This window comes from Clostridioides sp. ZZV14-6153, assembly GCF_020657855.1.
Taxonomy (GTDB): Bacteria; Bacillota; Clostridia; order Peptostreptococcales; family Peptostreptococcaceae; genus Clostridioides.
Genome location: NZ_JAGWCZ010000019.1, coordinates 20620 through 40421, shown reverse-complemented (window position 1 = coordinate 40421; position 19802 = coordinate 20620). Strand labels below are relative to the sequence as shown.

Annotated in this window: 21 protein-coding genes and 4 tRNA genes; 3 read left to right on the top strand and 22 right to left on the bottom strand. The window is 28.4% G+C overall.

From position 1 onward, the window contains the following. Positions 1-12 precede the first annotated feature (12 nt). The gene (locus tag KGF46_RS17440; RefSeq protein ID WP_227828584.1) at positions 13-810 is read right to left on the bottom strand and encodes an MBL fold metallo-hydrolase; all 798 of its coding nucleotides are present in this window, start codon (positions 808-810) and stop codon (positions 13-15) included. A gap of 84 nt (positions 811-894) precedes the next feature. Beyond that, positions 895-2358: a M1 family metallopeptidase gene (locus KGF46_RS17435; protein WP_227862200.1), complete on the bottom strand. Its 1464-nt coding sequence runs from the start codon at positions 2356-2358 to the stop codon at positions 895-897. Between the two features lie 124 nt (positions 2359-2482). Here KGF46_RS17435 and KGF46_RS17430 point away from each other — a divergent pair, with 124 nt between their 5' ends. Both KGF46_RS17430 and KGF46_RS17425 read left to right on the top strand, forming a co-directional pair. After that, positions 2483-3541 carry a DnaD domain protein gene (locus KGF46_RS17430; protein WP_227828582.1) on the top strand — a complete coding sequence of 353 codons (1059 nt, stop codon included), beginning with the start codon at positions 2483-2485 and terminating at the stop codon, positions 3539-3541. Positions 3542-3549: 8 nt separating this feature from the next. After that, positions 3550-4542 (top strand): ATP-binding protein, encoded by a 993-nt coding sequence (locus KGF46_RS17425; protein ID WP_227828581.1) that lies wholly within the window; start codon positions 3550-3552, stop codon positions 4540-4542. Positions 4543-4914: 372 nt separating this feature from the next. On the opposite strand, the gene KGF46_RS17420 is transcribed toward KGF46_RS17425, so the two are convergent. The 19 genes from KGF46_RS17420 to rstA form a co-directional block, all read right to left on the bottom strand. Next, positions 4915-4989, bottom strand: a tRNA-Thr gene (locus tag KGF46_RS17420). A 26-nt stretch (positions 4990-5015) separates the two neighbouring features. After that, positions 5016-5091, bottom strand: a tRNA-Val gene (locus KGF46_RS17415). Positions 5092-5095: 4 nt separating this feature from the next. Further along, positions 5096-5170, bottom strand: a tRNA-Glu gene (locus KGF46_RS17410). Between the two features lie 6 nt (positions 5171-5176). Next, positions 5177-5252 (bottom strand) — tRNA-Lys (locus KGF46_RS17405). A gap of 306 nt (positions 5253-5558) precedes the next feature. Continuing rightward, positions 5559-6848 (bottom strand): adenylosuccinate synthase, encoded by a 1290-nt coding sequence (locus tag KGF46_RS17400; protein ID WP_227828580.1) that lies wholly within the window; start codon positions 6846-6848, stop codon positions 5559-5561. Positions 6849-6929: 81 nt separating this feature from the next. Further along, on the bottom strand, positions 6930-7238 hold the full coding sequence (locus KGF46_RS17395; protein ID WP_227828579.1) for a hypothetical protein: 309 nt from the start codon (positions 7236-7238) through the stop codon (positions 6930-6932). 204 nt (positions 7239-7442) lie between these two features. Beyond that, entirely contained in the window at positions 7443-8771 is a 1329-nt protein-coding gene (gene dnaB / locus KGF46_RS17390) for a replicative DNA helicase (protein ID WP_227483326.1), read from the bottom strand. 18 nt (positions 8772-8789) lie between these two features. Continuing rightward, entirely contained in the window at positions 8790-9239 is a 450-nt protein-coding gene (rplI, locus tag KGF46_RS17385) for a 50S ribosomal protein L9 (protein ID WP_227828578.1), read from the bottom strand. Continuing rightward, the gene (locus KGF46_RS17380; protein WP_227828577.1) at positions 9240-11234 is read right to left on the bottom strand and encodes a DHH family phosphoesterase; all 1995 of its coding nucleotides are present in this window, start codon (positions 11232-11234) and stop codon (positions 9240-9242) included. A gap of 10 nt (positions 11235-11244) precedes the next feature. Beyond that, positions 11245-12201 (bottom strand): YybS family protein, encoded by a 957-nt coding sequence (locus KGF46_RS17375; protein WP_227862199.1) that lies wholly within the window; start codon positions 12199-12201, stop codon positions 11245-11247. A gap of 7 nt (positions 12202-12208) precedes the next feature. After that, complete coding sequence (locus tag KGF46_RS17370) at positions 12209-12529, bottom strand: MazG-like family protein (RefSeq protein ID WP_227436541.1); 321 nt, start codon at positions 12527-12529, stop codon at positions 12209-12211. Positions 12530-12670: 141 nt separating this feature from the next. Then, entirely contained in the window at positions 12671-12898 is a 228-nt protein-coding gene (gene rpsR, locus KGF46_RS17365) for a 30S ribosomal protein S18 (RefSeq protein WP_021386573.1), read from the bottom strand. Positions 12899-12916: 18 nt separating this feature from the next. Next, positions 12917-13351 carry a single-stranded DNA-binding protein gene (locus KGF46_RS17360; RefSeq protein WP_227436543.1) on the bottom strand — a complete coding sequence of 145 codons (435 nt, stop codon included), beginning with the start codon at positions 13349-13351 and terminating at the stop codon, positions 12917-12919. Positions 13352-13387: 36 nt separating this feature from the next. Beyond that, positions 13388-13666 (bottom strand): 30S ribosomal protein S6, encoded by a 279-nt coding sequence (gene rpsF / locus KGF46_RS17355; protein WP_227842992.1) that lies wholly within the window; start codon positions 13664-13666, stop codon positions 13388-13390. A gap of 220 nt (positions 13667-13886) precedes the next feature. Beyond that, positions 13887-15083 (bottom strand): PLP-dependent aminotransferase family protein, encoded by a 1197-nt coding sequence (locus tag KGF46_RS17350; protein ID WP_227828575.1) that lies wholly within the window; start codon positions 15081-15083, stop codon positions 13887-13889. A gap of 102 nt (positions 15084-15185) precedes the next feature. After that, positions 15186-15371 carry a DUF951 domain-containing protein gene (locus KGF46_RS17345; protein WP_054275506.1) on the bottom strand — a complete coding sequence of 62 codons (186 nt, stop codon included), beginning with the start codon at positions 15369-15371 and terminating at the stop codon, positions 15186-15188. 14 nt (positions 15372-15385) lie between these two features. After that, the gene (locus tag KGF46_RS17340; protein WP_227828574.1) at positions 15386-15649 is read right to left on the bottom strand and encodes a DUF3343 domain-containing protein; all 264 of its coding nucleotides are present in this window, start codon (positions 15647-15649) and stop codon (positions 15386-15388) included. Between the two features lie 78 nt (positions 15650-15727). After that, positions 15728-16315 carry a sulfurtransferase-like selenium metabolism protein YedF gene (gene yedF / locus KGF46_RS17335; RefSeq protein ID WP_227828680.1) on the bottom strand — a complete coding sequence of 196 codons (588 nt, stop codon included), beginning with the start codon at positions 16313-16315 and terminating at the stop codon, positions 15728-15730. A gap of 104 nt (positions 16316-16419) precedes the next feature. Then, complete coding sequence (rstA, locus tag KGF46_RS17330) at positions 16420-17712, bottom strand: toxin production/motility transcriptional repressor RstA (protein WP_227862198.1); 1293 nt, start codon at positions 17710-17712, stop codon at positions 16420-16422. Between the two features lie 259 nt (positions 17713-17971). Between rstA and KGF46_RS17325 the strand changes: the two genes are divergently transcribed. Further along, entirely contained in the window at positions 17972-18553 is a 582-nt protein-coding gene (locus KGF46_RS17325) for a GerMN domain-containing protein (protein WP_227828572.1), read from the top strand. An 80-nt stretch (positions 18554-18633) separates the two neighbouring features. Here the strand turns inward: KGF46_RS17325 and KGF46_RS17320 are convergent, their stop codons facing one another. After that, positions 18634-19776, bottom strand: a complete 1143-nt coding sequence (locus KGF46_RS17320; RefSeq protein ID WP_227854807.1) for an aminotransferase class V-fold PLP-dependent enzyme — start codon at positions 19774-19776, stop codon at positions 18634-18636. Positions 19777-19802: the final 26 nt, after the last annotated feature.

Genomic DNA, 19802 nt, shown 5'->3' with positions numbered 1-19802 from the left:
AGTTATTCACCTCTACTTCATCTTATAAACATTAGAAACATCATTACGTGATAATACATCTAGTTTTACATCCTGCCCAACTACTATATCATTTGATGCTAATACTCCTTTTGAAGTTTCATATGCCAATTCTGGAAAATTATTTTCTTTACTTAAATGTGCTAATAATATAGATTCTGTACCTTTATCAATAAGTTCAACACAGAAATTTGCTGCATCTTCATTAGATAAATGTCCAGTATTTGACATTACCCTTTTCTTTAAAGCATATGTATATGAACCCATCATAAGCATATTAGGGTCATAATTTGATTCTAATACCACTAATTTAGATTTATATAGATGTTTTTTTATATTTTCAGTTATACACCCTATATCAGTAGCTATAGACATTTTTTCATCGTTTTCTGTATAGAAATTATATCCAACTGGGTCAGCTGCATCATGTTCTATCGAAAAAGGCCTTACTATAACATCTCCTAATGAATAAGTTTTATCATTTTCAAAGACCTTCATATTTTTATCCTTAATATCACCAAGCTTGTCTTTCATAGAACACCATGTCTTTATATTAGCAAACACTGGTATATCAAACTTTCTTGATAATATCCCTGCCCCTTTTATATGGTCAATATGCTCATGAGTTATAAATATCCCTTTTAATTTATCTGAATCTACTCCAATGTCTTTAAGACCTGTAGTTATTCTCTTTCCACTTAATCCTGCATCTACTAGTATATTAGTATTTTTATATCCTATATAGTGGCAATTTCCACTACTACCACTTCCTACTGAACAATACTTTAGCATTATTTCACCTCTTTTTCTGCCTTATAAATTATATTATACCAAAAAAACAGAGTATTAAATAAAATTTAATACTCTGTACGAAATTTACTTGTATTCACTTATAATCTTATTTATATCTACCCCTTTACTGTTCCATAACTCTACAAAGGCTCTTCCATTAGCATTTTTATGTTTGTATTTATTATAATACTCATTTAGTGTTTCAAAGAATACCTTATCCCCAACCTCTTTTCTTACTTCATTAAAAGCTGTTGCTCCTTTTGTATAAACATTTAAACTGTATTCAGTAGAATTCTTATACTCATTTGATGGTTTAAATATGTTTTCACTCAAATAACTCTTTGTTTGTATTTGCATAGTTTTTATAAGTTTATTTGCCATTTCTTTTCCATATTTTTGTTCAAAATAAACTATTGTAGAGTATTCAGTAAGAGCTTCATCTAACCAAGGTTCACTTATTTCATCGTTTCCAACAGCAGAATACCACCATTGGTGCGCTGTTTCATGTGCTATAACATACTCAAGCAAAAACTCATTTTTTTCATTATATAAGCCTTGGTCTATCATAACAAGCATAGGATATTCCATGCCACCTATAAAGAAATCACTTGCTACAACAGAATATTCTTTATATGGGTATTTGCCAAACAACTCACTAAATATATTTATTGAATCTTTTGCAATCTCTGTTGCTCTGCTAGAAAGCTTCTTATTTAAATTGTATGTACTAATAGCTACTCCCTTTGAATCTACTTTATTTACATCAAATTTACTACTTAATATAAACGCAAAATCCCTAACGTTTTCAGCCTCTATTTCATACAACATTTTCTTGTTATCATGTTTATCATTAACAAGTTTACCTGTATGAGCAATCTTATACTTATTTGGAATCAATAGTTTCACATGAAAATCACTAGTTTCACTATAAAATGGGTCTCCAATAGTTTCATAACTCTTTATATTCCATCCTCTTTCATCATTAACACAAGCTATAGGAAACCAATTAGTAATATTTATAGTGTTTTCTCCATATCCAAATCTTCCCACTGAGTTTGGTATTTTTACATTATATTTTATATCCAGTGATATCTTTTCATTTGGCTTTAACTCTTTTCCTAATTCTATTTCTAATATATCATTTTTATCTCCTTTGATTTTATATTCCATTTTACTACTATTATTTAGTATGTTTTTTATATCTATATATCCTTCATTAAATCCATTAGGATAGGCTCTTGTCATCTCATCTTTTTCAAAAGGAGCAAATTCTTTTTTAGAAAAAGCATTCGGATATATATGGAAATATATTTTATCCATATTTGATTTTGTATTATTTATGTACTCAACACTCTGATTACACATTAACCTCTTAGTTTCATCATCAAATATAACATCCATATTATATTGATTTATCTTTGAATTAGATTTTTCTTTGTATGCTTCTAAACTGTCATCCTTTTCTATGAAGCAACCTATTATTAGTACCATAAATAAAATTGCTACTGATAATGTTCTTCTTACTTTTTGGTTGAATTTTATAACCAAAATATCTCCTCCTTTTTAAAATGAATACTTTTAGAAAATATTTACATGCTAATCTTATGACCTTTTATTTGTTTACAACCAAATGTAATACAAAAAATGATATAATTTAATCTGAGGTGATAAAATGTTTTTCAAAGAAAGCAATGAAATAGATTTAGGTGAAATCACTATTCCCAATATCTTTATAGATATATTTATGCCAATGGCGGACGGGTTATACGTAAAAGTTTATCTTTTAGGCTATAGACAGGCATGTGATATTACTTCTAATCCTAAGTTTGACAATAGCTCAATAGCCAAGAACCTAAATATACCTTTGTCTGATGTACTATCTGCTTGGAAATTCTGGGAAGAAAAAAAGATTATAAAAATACATGACAATGGAGAATCTGATAATTTTAATTATTCAATAGAATTTTTAGATTTAAAGAATTTCTATATCGAAAATATATTAGGTAATAATTCATCTGTAAAATCTAATACAGATAAAGTTGTATCTACTTCTGAAAATCCAAGTATTAGAAAGATGTTCAATTCTATAAATAAAATAGTTGGTCGATATCTTGACCCAAGCGAAAAAATAAGTATTATGGATGTAATGAATAAATACAACATGGGCCCTGATATGATACTTTGTGCTTATGAATATGTTAAAGATAAAACTGGTACATCTAAACCAGTTAAATACATCGAAGGCATTATTAGAAACTGGTATGATTCAAATTTATATACCCCAAAAGATGTTGAAGATAGCTTCTTAATTAGAAGCGAACGATATATTTTATATAAAACTATTTTCAATGAATTGGGATTTTCAAGACAAGCAACGAAATCAGAAAAAGAACTTATGGATGCTTGGTTTGATAAATTTGACATGGATATGGACTTAATAGTAAATGCATGTTCTAAATCTAAGAATATACCAAACCCAAGTATATCTTATATAAATGGAATAATTAAAAATTGGCACGAAAAAAATATAAAAAATTTAAATGATTTAAAGCAAAAAGAGGAAGAACGTATAGTTAAGGAGAATATTAATAAAAAGCAGATTAATACTACTCAAAACAACAATACTTACAAGAAAACTAAGTTTCATAATTTCAACGAAACATTTACTCAATATACATCTGATGAACTCGATGAAATTATTAAAAAAAGTCAAAAAGAAAAGTTTAAGTAGGTGATTAAATGAATGAAGATAAAATAAGAAAAATACTGGCTAAATATGCCAATAAAAGAGATAAAAATGAACTACTCTTAGAACATAGAAAAAATGAAGTCTATAATAGGATTCCTGAGATAAAATCTATAGATGATGAGATTTCTAAAATAGGTCTTAACTTAGCTAAAACAGTTCTTTTGAATCCTAAATCTAAAGATGAAATTGTAAATGAGTCTAAGGAAACTATAGAATCTTTAAAATTGAGAAAAGAAGAACTTTTACTTAAAAATAATATATCTCTTGATTACTTAGAAATAAAGTTTCAATGTGACTCTTGTAAAGACAAAGGATTTTTACCTAATGGTGAAAAATGCTCTTGTCTAAAACAAGAAATTGTAAATGAGGCTTATAAAATGTCTAACTTAGATAGAATTTTAAGTCAGGAAAATTTTTCGAATTTTAACTTGAATATATTTTCTCCTAAGAAGAGTCCCGATGGAGAAATCTCTCCAAGAGAAAACATGTTAAATAATCTAAGTATCTGCGAAAATTTTGTTCATGACTTTAAGGTGGATAATAATGAAAACCTATTGTTTTATGGTTCTACTGGACTAGGTAAAACATACATGTGTAACTGTATTGCAAAAGAATTGTTAGACAAAAGTAATGTTGTAATCTATCAAACTTCTTTTAGAATTTTAGATATTCTTGAAGACTATAAATTTAGAAGAGACCCAAACAATCAAATAAGTGAAGAAAATTATAAAAACTTGTTTGATTGTGATTTATTAATAATAGATGACCTTGGTACTGAACTTAATAATTCTTTTACTAGTGGAGAGATTTTCAATATTGTAAACACAAGACTTGTTACTGGTAAAAAAATTATTATATCAACCAACTTAACACCATCTCAAATAGGAAATACTTATACTCAAAGAATTCTATCTAGGATTTTAGACAAGTTTAGAATTTTAGAATTTACTGGAGATGATTTGAGATGGGAGAGATTCAAATAAAGTAGCCCTTAAAAAACATTTTTTTATTTTTAAATAGAGAGGTAAGAACATACTTGCTTCTCTGTTTAAAACTTATACTAAATAATCATATTGTCCTTTCAGTTTTTCTAATTATATTTCTAATATATCTTTTAATATACTAAACCTTTATCTAGTTTGTAATTTTTTATATATTAATATCATATCTTAATATATTGTATTATTTAAATTTATTATAGTGCATTTATAGACTATGTTTCTAAAGCTATGATATTGTATAATATTTAAAGAGTTAATTATAATTACAATTAATTTTTGATGCAATTAAAAAAAAGATACCTAAAAGTATCCTGTAGCATAGAAAATTATGTTAATTTACATTTATGTATTTTGTGGAGCTGGTGATAGGAATCGAACCTACAACCTGCTGATTACAAGTCAGCTGCTCTACCGTTGAGCCACACCAGCATCTATAGTATTTTTCATCTAAAAACTGGTGGGACTAACAGGGCTCGAACCTGTGACCCCCTGCTTGTAAGGCAGGTGCTCTCCCAGCTGAGCTATAGTCCCATATTGGTGACTCGTAGGGGAATTGAACCCCTGTTACCGCCGTGAAAGGGCGGTGTCTTAACCTCTTGACCAACGAGCCATGATTTGGTGATCTATCCGCGACTCGAACGCGGGACACCCTGATTAAAAGTCAGGTGCTCTACCGACTGAGCTAATAGACCACATTTTTTTCGACTTTTTTCGTCGTTTCTTTCACTCACAAGTTATATTATAACTGCTGTATAACTTTTAGTCAACAGTTTTTTTATTTTTTTTAGCATATAATTAAAATAATACTGAATCATTGATTTTCAACAAAATTCTCTAAATAAGACATCTAATTTAGGGTATAAATTCGACCTTAATTTTATTTAAAATATACATAAATAATTTTAGCTCAATGTAAAAGAGCATCTCTAATAATTATAAACATTATCTTGAGATACTCTTTTTTAATCATTTATAATTTAAATCACTTACTTAAAATACTAAGCAAATATATTTTTTCTTATTATAGTTTGAGCTCTATTAGGCCCAACAGAAACCATATCTACACTTACTCCAATCAACTCTTCTATTTTAGCAATATATTTCTTTGCATTTTCTGGAAGGTCATCAAAATTGTCTACTTGAGTTATATCTTCGTTCCATCCATCTAACTCTTCATATATAGGTTCACATTTTGCTAAATCATCTAATGAAGCTGGGAAATCTGTTATTATTTTATCGCCCATTTTATAAGATGTACAAACTTTAATTTTGTCAAATCCAGTTAACACATCTAATAGCATAAATGAAATACTAGTTAATCCATTAACTCTAGCTGCATATTTTACTATAACAGCATCAAACCACCCACATCTTCTTGGTCTACCAGTAGTTACTCCAAATTCATGCCCTTGTTCTCTTATCTTATCACCAGTCTCATTTATTTGTTCTGTAACAAATGGACCTTCTCCAACTCTTGTAGTGTAAGCTTTTACTATACCAACAACATCCTTTATCATATTTGGTCCTATACCTGCACCAATAGCAAATCCTCCAGATATTGGATGAGAAGATGTAACAAATGGATAAGTTCCTAAGTCTAAGTCTAATAAAGTACCTTGTGCTCCTTCAAATAAAACTTTTTTACCTGCTTTTACCGCATCATATACAATAACTGATGTATCTGCTACATATTTCTTTATTTGTTCTGCGTACCCAATATATTCATTATATATAGCTTCAAAATCAAATAATTCTTCTTTTCCGTATATGTTTCTAACTAATTTGTTTTTAGCTTCTATCTGAGCCTTTAATTTTATAGCAAATTTATCTTTATCCATTAAATCACATATTCTGATTCCAGATCTCTCTGTTTTATCCATGTAGCAAGGCCCAATACCTTTTTTTGTCGTACCTATCTTTAAATCGCCTCTAGCTTCTTCTGATAATGCATCTAGCTCTTTATGGTATGGGAATATAACATGAGCTCTATCGCTAATTTTTATGTTTTCTGTATTTATATTATCCGCTTTAAACATTTCTAATTCTTCTAAGAATCCTTTAGGGTCAAATACTATTCCATTTCCGATTATGTTCACTGTCTTTGGATTTAAAACTCCAGATGGTATTAAGTGTAATGCATATTTTTTACCTTCAACAACTAATGTATGCCCTGCATTATTTCCACCTTGTCCTCTCACTACTACATCTGCTTGAGTAGCAAGATAATCGATAACTTTACCTTTACCTTCATCTCCCCATTGAGAACCAACAATTGCAACTGTTTTCATGTAATTCACCTCTATATTTTATATACTCTCGAACGCTTTACTTATTTATTCTATCAAATATTCGTATTTTTTTCAACTTTTTTAGCGTTCTCCAATATTTAACAGATACTCTTCTATTTTTGAAAAGTCATTTATTTCTTTAATTTCTGTGCTATTTTTTATAACTTTTTCTATAAACTTATCCACGTCTAAAAGTTTTTCTAATTTACATATGTTAATTATATTTCCAAAGTTTGTATTAGTCATGTTTATATAATATTGATTGTCCACAATACTAGCATAAACAACAATTGATTCTTTTAAATTACTATCAACTATCCTAAACAAGTTTATTTCATCAAGTACTTTAATTATATTGGGATATATATATTTTAAGCTTATTTTTTCCATATTGTTCCTCCTAATAATTAACATTTATACACAGATAAAGCAAGCCAAAAGCTTGCTTTATCTACTTATTCACACTTATCAACAGGCTATCTGTGGATAGTGTGGATAAGTTTTTAGCTAAATTTCAAGGTTTAGACATATTTAGTGACATGTATCCACATTTTTCCTGTAGAAAGAAAGGATGTTCTGTGGATATTAGTTAAATTATAGGTCTCTCAACTTATCCCCAAATCTTTGAACTTCACCAAGCCAAACTAGTTCCACAGAACCAGTTTCGCCATGTCTATTTTTTGCTATTATTATTTCTCCTATATTTTTACTCTCAGAATCAGCATGATAGTATTCATCTCTATACAAGAACATAACTATATCTGCATCCTGCTCAATTGCTCCAGATTCTCTTAAATCAGATAACATAGGTCTATGGTCTGCTCTTTGCTCTGGTGCACGTGATAACTGAGATAATGCTACTACAGGACAATTTAATTCTTTTGCTAATACTTTTAATGACCTTGATATTTTAGATATTTCTTGTTGTCTACTTTCATTATTACCTTCACCTTCCATAAGTTGAAGGTAATCTATAAGTACTAAATCTAGACCTTTTTCTATCTTTAACTTTCTGCACTTTGACCTTAATTCTGATATTTTTATACCAGGAGTATCATCGATGTGTATTTTTGCATCTGACAGTACTGCCATTGCATCTATAATCCTAGGCCAATCATTATCATTAAGTGTTCCAGTCTTTATCTTTTTTAATTCTACACTAGATTGCGAAGATAACATACGTTGTACTAACTGTTCTTTGGACATCTCTAAACTAAATACAGCTACAGAAGCATCTCCTTTTAAAGCTGCATTTTGTACTAAATTTAAAGAAAAAGCAGTTTTACCCATTGCAGGTCTTGCGGCAACTAATATTAAATCTGTTCTTTGAAGACCATTTATTTTTTTATTTAAATCTTTAAAACCAGTAGTTATACCAGTTACATCGCTTTTATTGGTATATAATTTTTCTATCATATCATAGGCATCCATCAAAACTAAGTTTATAGATTTAAAATCGTCACTAGTTTTTTCCTGTGATATATCAAATATCCTCTTTTCAGCTTGTTCCAAAACATCTTCAATTTTTGTTGCTCCACTATATCCTAGATTTATTATTTCATTAGATGCTTTTATAAGCTTTCTAAGTACAGACTTTTCTTTTACTATGTCAGCATAGTATTTTACATTTGAAGTTGTTGGCACTATTGTAGAAAGACTTGTAATATAACTGATTCCTCCAATATCATTAAGATGCCCTTGTTTTCTTAGCTCTTCTGTCAATGTGATTAAGTCTATAGGCTCACCTTTATTGCTTAAAGTTATCATACATTCATATATTATTTTGTGAGCTTCTTTATAGAAGTCATCAGGCCTTATGGTTTCTGTAACTGTTATTATAGCATCTTTATCTAGCAGTATAGAACCTAATATTGATTGCTCTGATTCTACACTATGAGGAGGAATTCTCGTCATGTCTTCCATCTTTATCACCTCTAGTTATTACTGTTTTTCTTTTACATCTACTCTTATTTTAGTAGTTACTTTTTGATGTATTTTTATTTCTACAAATGTTGAACCTAAAGTTCTTATTGGTTCGTCTAATAAAATTTTTCTTTTGTCTACATCTATATCTTTTTGTTTCTTTAATTGCTCAGCTATATCTTTGGCTGTTATTGAACCAAATAATCTTCCACCTTCACCTGATTTTGAATATATTTCTATATTAATTTCTTCCATTTGTTTTCCTAATAAAACAGCTTCTTCATATTCTTTTTGAGCTTTTATTTCTTTAGATTTATTCTTTTCATTTAATTCTTTGATTGCTACACTATCTGCTTGCACAGCCATTTTTTTAGGAAATAAGAAATTTCTTGCATATCCATCACTTACTTCTTTCATTTCCCCTTTTTTACCAGTTCCTTTTACGTCTTTTAATAATATAACTTTCATCTATTCTTCCTCCTCTAAATACTCCTCTATTATTTTATTTACTATCTTGTAAGCTTCTTTTAGAGAAACATTTTTTAACTGTGCACCAGCTATATCTATATGTCCCCCGCCTCCTAATTTCTCCATAAGTACATGTACATTTATTTGCCCCAAAGACCTTGCACTTATAAATATAGTATCATCTTTTTCTCCTAATACAAAGGAGGCTTCTACTTCTTTTATATTTAACAGCTCATCAGCAGTTTGAGCTATTATAACGTTTATACTATCTATTTCTGTACTTGAATATGCTAGGCATATTCTATTATTAATTATCTTCGTACTTTGAATTATTTCAGCCTTTATTATAAAATCTTTTACGTCAGAATTAAAAAACTTCTTGACTTCTATTGTATCTGCTCCAACTTTTCTAAGGTAAGAAGCAGCTTCAAATGTCCTAACACCTGTTTTAAATGCAAAGTTTTTAGTATCTAAGCTTATTCCTGCTAAAAGACCTTCAGCTGTAAGTTTATTGATTGTTACCTCTTCATCCATATATTGAACTAATTCTGTAACCATTTCACAGGTTGAAGATACATATATTTCATGGAATAAAAGCACTGCATCATTTATAAACTCTACACCTCTTCTATGATGGTCTATTACTACTACCTTCTCTGATAACTTTAAGAGTTCTTCACATTCAGTATAATTAGGTCTATGAGTGTCAACTACAACAACTAGTGTATTTTTAGTACAGTTATCAATAGCCTCCTCTTTTCCAATAAACAACTTCTTATAATAATTACTTTCATTTATTTTGTTTATAAATATCTCTATAGATTCATTTACAGATTGTAAAACTATATTTGCTGTCTTATTGCAAGATTTACATATATCATAAACCCCAACTGCAGCTCCCATAGCGTCCATGTCAGGATATTTATGACCCATTATATAAACATGATCGCTTTCTTGTATAACCTCTCTCAGAGCATGACCTATAAGTCTAGATTTTACTTTTGTTTTCTTTTCTACAGCTTTAGATTTTCCACCATAAAATACAAACTTATCTTTTGTCTTTACAACAGCTTGGTCTCCTCCTCTACCAAGTGCTAAATCAAGAGCACCTGTAGCAAGTTTTAGGTTCTCATTTAATGTATCTCCATCTATACCAATTCCTATACTTATTGTAACAGGAAGATTATTTCCATAATCAATATGTCTTATTGTATCTAAAATAGAAAACTTCTCAGCTTCTAATTTTTTTAACTCTTTTTTATGCATTACCAAGAAGAATTTATCTTTTGAAGTCCTTCTCAAAGCACCATTTGAATTTAATTCTAAAGCAGAAAGTATTTTTTCTACTTCAACATTAATTAAAGCTCTCTTATCTTCTGCTGCACTTTTTAATACTTCATCATATCCATCTACTTGTATTAACATCATTGCATCTTTTTCATCATCATAATCTTGTTTTACTTGTAAATATTCTGTCTTATCTATCCAGTATAATATCATTAAATATTTAGGATTCTTTTCTTGATCATTTTTTATAACATTATAAACTATTGTATATTCTCTTTCCTTATAGTTTATTTCAGTGTACATCTCTTTATTTTCATTTAATACTTTTCTTAAATTAAGATTTTTAACTATATCTTCTATATTTTTATCAAGTAAATCTTTTTGACCAATCATATCATAAAACTTTCCATTATACCATGATATATTTCCATCAAATTCTAGAATACATAGTGGTATTGGAAGATTTATTATAGCTTTCTTAGTTGTTTCATCTATATCTAAAGATAAATTTTGAATATACTCTGTCCATTCATGACGTCTAATATTAGTTGTTCTCCAATTGTGAAAAACCATATATGCAAAAATACAGAAAAATAAACACCCTACATACAAGTTGTAATAAAGCAAAATTATACTAGAAATACCAATAATAATTATATATAAATTTATTTCTGGCATATTTAATTTAAAGGTTTGTTTATTACTCATTTCTATCCTCCTAAGTGGATTTATAACTTCTCACCTTTCTAAAGTCAATTATACTATCTACCATACCAACAAAAGATATTCCCATAAATCCAAATAAACATAAAATTATCCCTGAAAGAAACATAATTTTATTTGGTCCTTGTCTTATCCATTTCTTTAAATAATAAATACAAACTGCTATTCCTTGAATTACAAACATTAAGTTAAAAACTAGCTGTAAATTAGTCATTATTAATTCTGTATATAATTTTGAACCAATAATTTCAATCAATAAGACTAATAAATAAAGTAAAAAAGTTGTGACTATAGCATTTCCTGGTAAATAAAAGTCAGCAAATTTAGGAAATCTTATATTCAAATTTGTAATTCTTTTAATAAAGAATACACTTAAATAATATGTTACAAATGCTGATAATAAACCTTGTAGGAATAACATCATCGGTAGCATATTTGTAAAATAACTTACAATTTCATCTGGCTTCATTTTATCAAATACTTTAAGCTCAGTTGCAGAAAAACTATTTTTTTGAATATTTACGATTTCCGTTATCATTTTAGCAACTTCATCTAATAAATTTACATTTAAAAATGTCTTCAATACAAAGAAATACACAACCATTGCAAGCACAAATATTATTGTTCCTCCATATATTGGTTCAAATTTATTGCTATCTTCTTGCTCAAAACTTCTCTTTAGCATCTTTCCTATTGCTATACCTGGCAAAGAATACATTATACATATATTTAATGCATACGAAATGTCTGCAAATAAAATTAGCACACAAAATGTAATCAAAATAGATAAAAAAGAATACTTTTTATCAGTAATGGCACCTATAATTACATATGGGACAGCAGCTAATATACTAAACATTCCTAGCATTGGAATATAGGCTATTACTAAAGCAATTATTATAGCTAAAACTATTATAGACATGGCTTTAGATAGTCTAATTTTATTATTCAATTTAATATCACTCCCTATTATCCATATGTTTTTTTAAGTTAGATAAATCTCCATACCATCTTTCAACACTATGGTCTTCCTCTATACCAATTTTTATTTTTTCCTTGACTTTATAATCCACATCTCTAAAACTAATTCCTAATCTCTTTGCTAAGAGATATGTTATCATTATTATATTTGCTAGAGTATCTTGAATTGCCTCATCTAAAGGTTTTACCCCTTTAAATAATAAGTTAAACAAATCACTTACACTCATTAATATTTCTGTTTTCATCCACTCTATTATCTTTATGTTTCTTGTTATCTCAGAACCTTTATCTATTTTCACGTTTGCAACCCTCCTTAATATATAATATTATATCATAAATAATAATATATTTAAGTATATAAACAAAAAAACGAGCGTTATAGCTCGTCTCATTTACTTATATAAATATCTATAATAAAAAATGAGCACAAGGCTCATTTTTTAATCTAATGTATATGGTAAAAGTGCTATATTTCTTGATCTTTTTATAGCAACTGTTAATTCTCTTTGATGCTTAGCACAAGTTCCAGATATTCTTCTTGGTAATATCTTTCCTCTTTCAGTTATATACTTTTGTAATCTTTGAGTACTTTTGTAATCTATTTTAGCGTTTTTGTCAGCACAAAATTGACAAACTCTTTTTTTCTTACGTCTTTTTTTATTCATCATGACTTTTTTCCCTCCTTTTTAAAATGGTATATCGTCATCATCTATAGCTTGGAAACCTTGTGGGTCTAACCCTTGAGGTTCAAAGCTTGGCTCAAAAGCTGGAGCACTCTCTTTATATGAATTTTCCGATTTATTCTTGCTATCTAAAGCTTGTACTGATCTAGTACTTACTTTTGTAAAAGTTCTTTTTTCACCTGATTGTGTCTGATAATTGTCTACTCTTATCGATCCTTGAAGTGCAACTAATCTACCTTTAGTTATGTAGTTGGCACAAAATTCAGCGGATTTACCCATTACTTCAACAGGTATAAAATCAGTTTCTTTAGATCCATCTTTTTTTACATAGTCTCTATCAATGGCTATTGTAAATGATGCCACTGGTGTTCCTGTACCTGGGATGTATCTTAATTCAGGGTCTTTAGTTAACCTTCCCACTAATACAACTTGATTCATAAAAACACCACCTATTTTTTATAATAAAACTAGTTATTAAGCAACAACTATCATATGTCTTATTACGTTTTCATTTATCTTTAAGTTTCTGTCTATTTCTTTAGGAACGTCTACTGCTGATTTGAAGTTAACTAACACATAGAAACCTTCTGTAAACTTAGCTATTGGATAAGCTAATTTTTTAGTTCCCCAAGTATCAACTTTAACTATTTCTCCTTCAGTTGCAACAACTTCCTTAACTTTGTTTAGTACAGCTTCTCTTGTTTCTTCATCAGAGTTTGGCTTTACTACATAAACTAATTCATAATTTTTCACTATAATTCACCTCCCTTTGGACTTAACGGCTCTACACTCTTAGAGCAGAGAAATGAGACTAAAATCTCATACCTACACATTTTATCATTTTTTCTTGTTTATGTCAATTTAAATTTTGGACAAATTTTAATATTTAATATAAGGTGAAATATATTTTTTAAATTAATAAGGGATGGCAATCGCCATCCCTCATAATATATCTATAAGTTATTATTTTTAATTAAGCTTCAACACCCATAGCTTCTTTTAAAACTGATGCTATATTTTTGATACCTTCTATTATTTTTTCTTCTGGCATATTTGAGTAGTTAAGTCTGAAAGTATTTTCTCTACCACCATTAGGGAAGAATCCTCCTCCAGCAACATAAGCAACATTCTTTTCTAAGCATTTTGGCATTAATTCTTTAGCATTTAAATTACTTGGAAGCTCTACCCATGTAAATAATCCACCTTCTGGATGAGTAAATACTAATCCTTCTGGGAATTCTTCTTCCATAGTCTTAAGCATTACATCTCTACGTTTGATATAAACAGCTTTTATTTTATCAACGTGTTCATCTAAGTCATACATATCCATAAATTTGCTTACTTCCATTTGAGATATAGTTGATGCTTGTAAGTCTGCACCTTGTTTTGCAAAGTTAAATTTAGATAGTATTTCTGCAGAAGCACAAGTCCATCCTAATCTGTATCCTGGGCAGAATATTTTAGAGAAAGTTCCTAAGAATATTACTAATCCTTTTGTATCCATTGATTTTAAAGATGGTAAAGTTTCTCCTTCAAATCTTAAATCTCCATATGGATTATCTTCTATTACTGGTATTTCATATTTATTTACTATTTCCATGAATTTTTTACGTCTTTCAAGTGGCCAAGTTCTTCCTGTTGGATTTTGGAAATCAGGTATTACATAAATCATTTTTATTCTATCAGTTGTTTCTAGTATTTTTTCTAGTTCTTCCATTATCATTCCATTAGAATCTGTTGGAACATCTATGAATTTAGGTTGGTAAGATTTAAATGCGTTTATAGCTCCTATGTAAGATGGGCTTTCACATAAAATTACATCACCTTCATCAATAAATACTTTTCCTGCAAAATCTAGACCTTGTTGAGAACCACTTGTAACTAATATATCATCTTTATTTACATTAGTTTGGTTTTTGTCATTCATTCTAGCTGCTATTTTTTCTCTTAATGGTTCATATCCTTCTGTTGTAGTATATTGCATAGCTGATCTTCCATTTTCTTCAAGCACTGCAACTGATACTTTTTTCATTTCTTCAACTGGAAATAACTCTGGAGCAGGCATTCCACCCGCAAAAGATATTATTTGTGGTTGTTGAGTAAGTTTTAAAAGCTCACGTATTTCAGATCCTTGTAAACCTTCCATTCTTTTTGCATATTTAACTGCCATAATTAAAGCACCCCCATGAAAATGTTTTCTTCAATTTCTATTATACCAAAAATTTGGATATTAATATACGGTATTTGACATTTTTTAAATGTTAAATTTATATCATTTTTTTATTAGCTTCTTTACTCTCTTTTCTAATGTCTCTCTATCAAGCATTATTAGCCTTGAACATTTCGTACATTTTATCTTTATATCCATTCCAGTTCTTACGATTTCAAACTCTTTACATCCACATGCATGTTGTTTTTTCAATTCAACAATATCCCCTATTTTTAAATCCATTGGCATAAATAATTAGCCTCCTAATCTAACTTCTTTGCTTCCTTTGAGCCATCTTCTAATTTACTTATACAATAAATTCCCTTTATATCTACATTATTTTCAACTAAAATTGCCTTTATTTTTTCAATATCTTCAAAAGAAAATTTAATTGATATTCCACAGCTTGCTGTTATTTCTCTTGGTGTTGGAAGAGCCATTACTTTTAAACCCTTTTCACCAAATAGCTTTTCTGACCTTATTGCATGATGTGTCGAATTAAACGATACTATATACATTTGATTCATTGCTTAATCCTTTCTGACTATCTACTTTTCTTTAGTTTAATATTTCTTAATGACTTTATATTGTTAAACAAGCATACATTATATAGAAATAGTATTTGATGCATTTTTTAATGTTTCAACTATAGTGTACATATTTGTAACTGAGCCAACTTGTAATTTTTCTTTTAAATTATAGTAATCTAAACAAGTTCCACAAGATAAAATTTCTACGCCTGCATCTTCAAGTATTTTAAGATTTTCTATAGTTGCTTCATTTTCAGCACTTAATTTTACTCCTCCATTAACTAAAAGTATATGTTTAGGATATGGCTTTGATTCTGTTAAAGTATATATAAATCCTTTTATTAATACTTGTCCTAATTCATCATTCCCCAATCCCATCTTATCTGAAGATATAAATACACATGTATCTTCTAGTTCGCTTTCTTCTTTTTGAGCTACAATATTATTGCCTTTTTTAATTTCTATAGAAATTAAATTTTCTTTTTCATCAACAATCTTTGCTTCACAATTTAAAGATTTAGCAAGTTTTAATATATTTTCTTTTGCTGTTTCATTGTCAACTGTTGTAACTACAATACCTTCTTCTATATTATCTAATTCTTTTTTTGTATTTATAACTGGTTTAGGACAAGCAAGCCCTCTAGCATCTATTTTTATACTCATTGTTTGATTCATCTCCTTAAAATTATTCATACAATTTATATTTTATCATAGATATTATCTTGCTTGTTATAGATTGTATCTATACTATTATAGGTTTATTATACTTACATTATCTCTAAATTTTTATACATAAATACTCCCTTTTGGTAGTATTCTAATTCTTTCTCTTTTGATATGCTTGAATATAATTGTCCTAAGTCTATGTACAAGTTTGCTAATATCTTATTATTACCTAAGTCTGATACTATTTTTATACATTTAATTAAATACTCAATAGCAAGAGTAATTTCATTTTGATTCTTATACATATTAGAATAGAATTTTAATGCTTTATACTCATTAAACTTGTTTTTATTTTTTATTGATGATGCTAAAGCTATTTTACAATATTTTCTAGCTAAATCATAATCTTCCTTATCTATGTACGCTTCTATTATCTTGAATAAACCTGACATCATGTATTCGTCTTCATCATTCTTCTTTATGTTGTACACTTTTTGAGAATACTCAAGAACTCTATCTGTCTCACCTATTTTTCTATAAACATCACAAATTGTTAAGTATACATTTGCTATTCCAGTTTTATTATCTTCATTTTCAAGTATTTTTAGTGCTTTTTTAAAATACTCTTTTGATTCTTCATATTTTCCAATCTCAAGCATGTTATTTGCTTTTAACACCAAAATATCGACATCTTCTTTTCTATCATTTTTATTATCTATTTCATTTATTTTATCTATGTACTTTAATGACATATTTGGATTATCTAATTTTATATAACAATATGCCATCTTACTATATAATTCCTTATATATGTTAATATCCTCAAACTTACTCTCTGATAAAATTTCCTCTGCAAAATTAAAGTGACTTATCGCACCTTTATAAAAGTCTTCCTGCATATATATCTTTCCTATGTTTAAATAGCACTTTAGTATGTTTTCACTATCATCGTTTTTTATAAAGAAATATAAAGCCTTTTCAAAGTTTTCTATAGCATTATTGTAATTAGATTTTTTTAAGTTAATATTAGCCATAAGAAAATTACATTTGCCATAGTTCTCCATTAAATCGTATCTCTTACATATATCTAAAACTTCTTTTATTTGGTCCTCAGCCTTGTTTAGCTCATTCTCTTTTATATAAATTTCACTTTGCAGTATTAAATTATCTGTTATCTTTTTTGACTGCATTTCTTTTGTTTCTAATAAATATTCCACGCTTACATCTAGCTTATCACCTAGATATTCCAACAGTTCATAACTAGTATGAGATTTATCTCTCTCTATATGGCTTATTTGTGCTGCTGTTATCCTATCTCCGGCTAACTCTTTCAATGTCATATTTTTTTCTTTTCTTAATTTTTTAATCTTTTCTCCTAAGCTCAAAATTTCCATACTATTCCCACCTTTTGAAGACATTTTTTTATAATATAATTATAACTTATATTTATTTTAAAAACACTACTTTTATTTTACAATATTTTCTCTATACATTAAATGATTTCCCATAAAAATGACTAAAATTTAGTTTATTTTGTATTTAATTAATTTAAATAAATCATTTTTTAAATTTGTTACTATTTTGTATTCATATATTCAGTCATAACGATTATAATTATATATAAGAATAGTATCTTAGAGAGGAGTAATTTTTATGAAAAATAAGAAAATAATGTTAGTGTTAAGTATATTATCTATATCTATATTGGCGGTTGGATGTAGCAATGCTCAAAATGAAGCAACTAAAAAAGAAACTAAAAATAATACAAATGTTGAGCAACCAAAAGAAGAAAACAATAACGAAAATAATGATGAAAAAGAAGTTCCTAATAAAAAATCTGCATCAACTCCAAAGGAAGAAAAGAAGACAGAGTCTGCTGTTATTTACTCTTTTGATGTAGACAAAACAGATTTAATTGAAAATAAGGTTAATTTAGAAAAAATTGATGAAAACACTTTATTTGCTGAGCTTCAAAAGCTTAAAGTAATTCCAGAATCTGCAAAACTAAATTCATTTACTACAAAAGATATTGATGGCGTAAAAACTGGTATATTAGATGTTAACTCTGATTTTACAAAATCAAACTTAGGTAGTGATGCAGAAACTTTAATGCTTGATTCAGTTGCACGTACTTACATAAAGAACATGAATGTTGAACAAATAAAGCTTACTGTTGATGGCGCTAACTATGAAAGTGGTCATATAGTTCTTGAAGATGGAGATTATTTAAAGTAAGTTTTTAAATTATATTAAGTTACAAAAAATAGTGTCAGCTTTCTATAAAGTTGACACTATTTTTATGTTGTAATGTATAACTATCTATTTTTTGAAATTTTCTTCAAAGCGTCTATTGCTTTATCTATTTCATCTTTTGTATTAAAATATCCTATACTGAACCTTACCGCACCTTGTTTTAACGTACCTAAAGTAGTATGAGCTAACGGAGAACAATGTATTCCTGATCTAGTTGCTATATTATATTCACTATCTAATAAGAAAGTAACCTCTCCAGAATCCATATTCCCTATATTTATAGCTATTACTGAGGCTCTTTTTTTACTGTCTTTTGGTCCATATATCTTTATATCTGATACTTCTTCTAACTTATTTAGCATATATTGACATAATTCTTCTTCATGTTGTCTTATATTGTTGATTCCTCTTTCAAATATAAATAATACACCTTGGTTAAGTCCTGCTATACCTGGAGTATTATGAGTTCCTGACTCGTATTTATCTGGGAACAGTTCTGGTTGAACCATTTCTTCTGATTTACTACCTGTTCCACCCTCTTTTAATATATTTAAATTTAGACCTTCTCTTACATATAAGATACCTGTTCCTTGAGGTCCAAATAAGCATTTATGACCTGGCATTGCCAACATGTCTATATTGCATTTCTTCACATCTATATCATAAACACCTGCTGTTTGTGATGCATCTACCAAGAATAATATATTATGTTTCTTAGCTATTTCTCCAACTTTTTTTATATCTATTAATGTTCCACATACATTAGATGCATGTGTAGTTACAATCAGCTTAGTGTTATCCTTTATTGATTTTTCTAACTCTTCATAATCTAAAAAACCTTCATCATCACATTTTACTACAGTATTTTCTACCCCTTTTTGCTCAAGTGCTTTTATGGGTCTTATTACTGAATTATGTTCCATAGATGTTGTTATTACATGATCTCCTTTTTGTAGTACACCTTTTATTGCTAAATTCAAAGAGTCTGTTGCATTAGACGTAAATACTATATTCATAGGATTACTTACATTAAATAACTTAGCTACATTTTCTCTTGTGTCATAAATTTCTCTAGCAGCTCTCATAGCAAGCTTATGTCCTGCTCTTCCTGGATTTGCACAATAGTTTTTCATACAATCTAAAACAGCATCATAAACTCTTTCTGGCTTTGGATATGTAGTTGCAGCATTGTCTAGATAAATCATATTAATCGTCCTCTCTATTTTATATT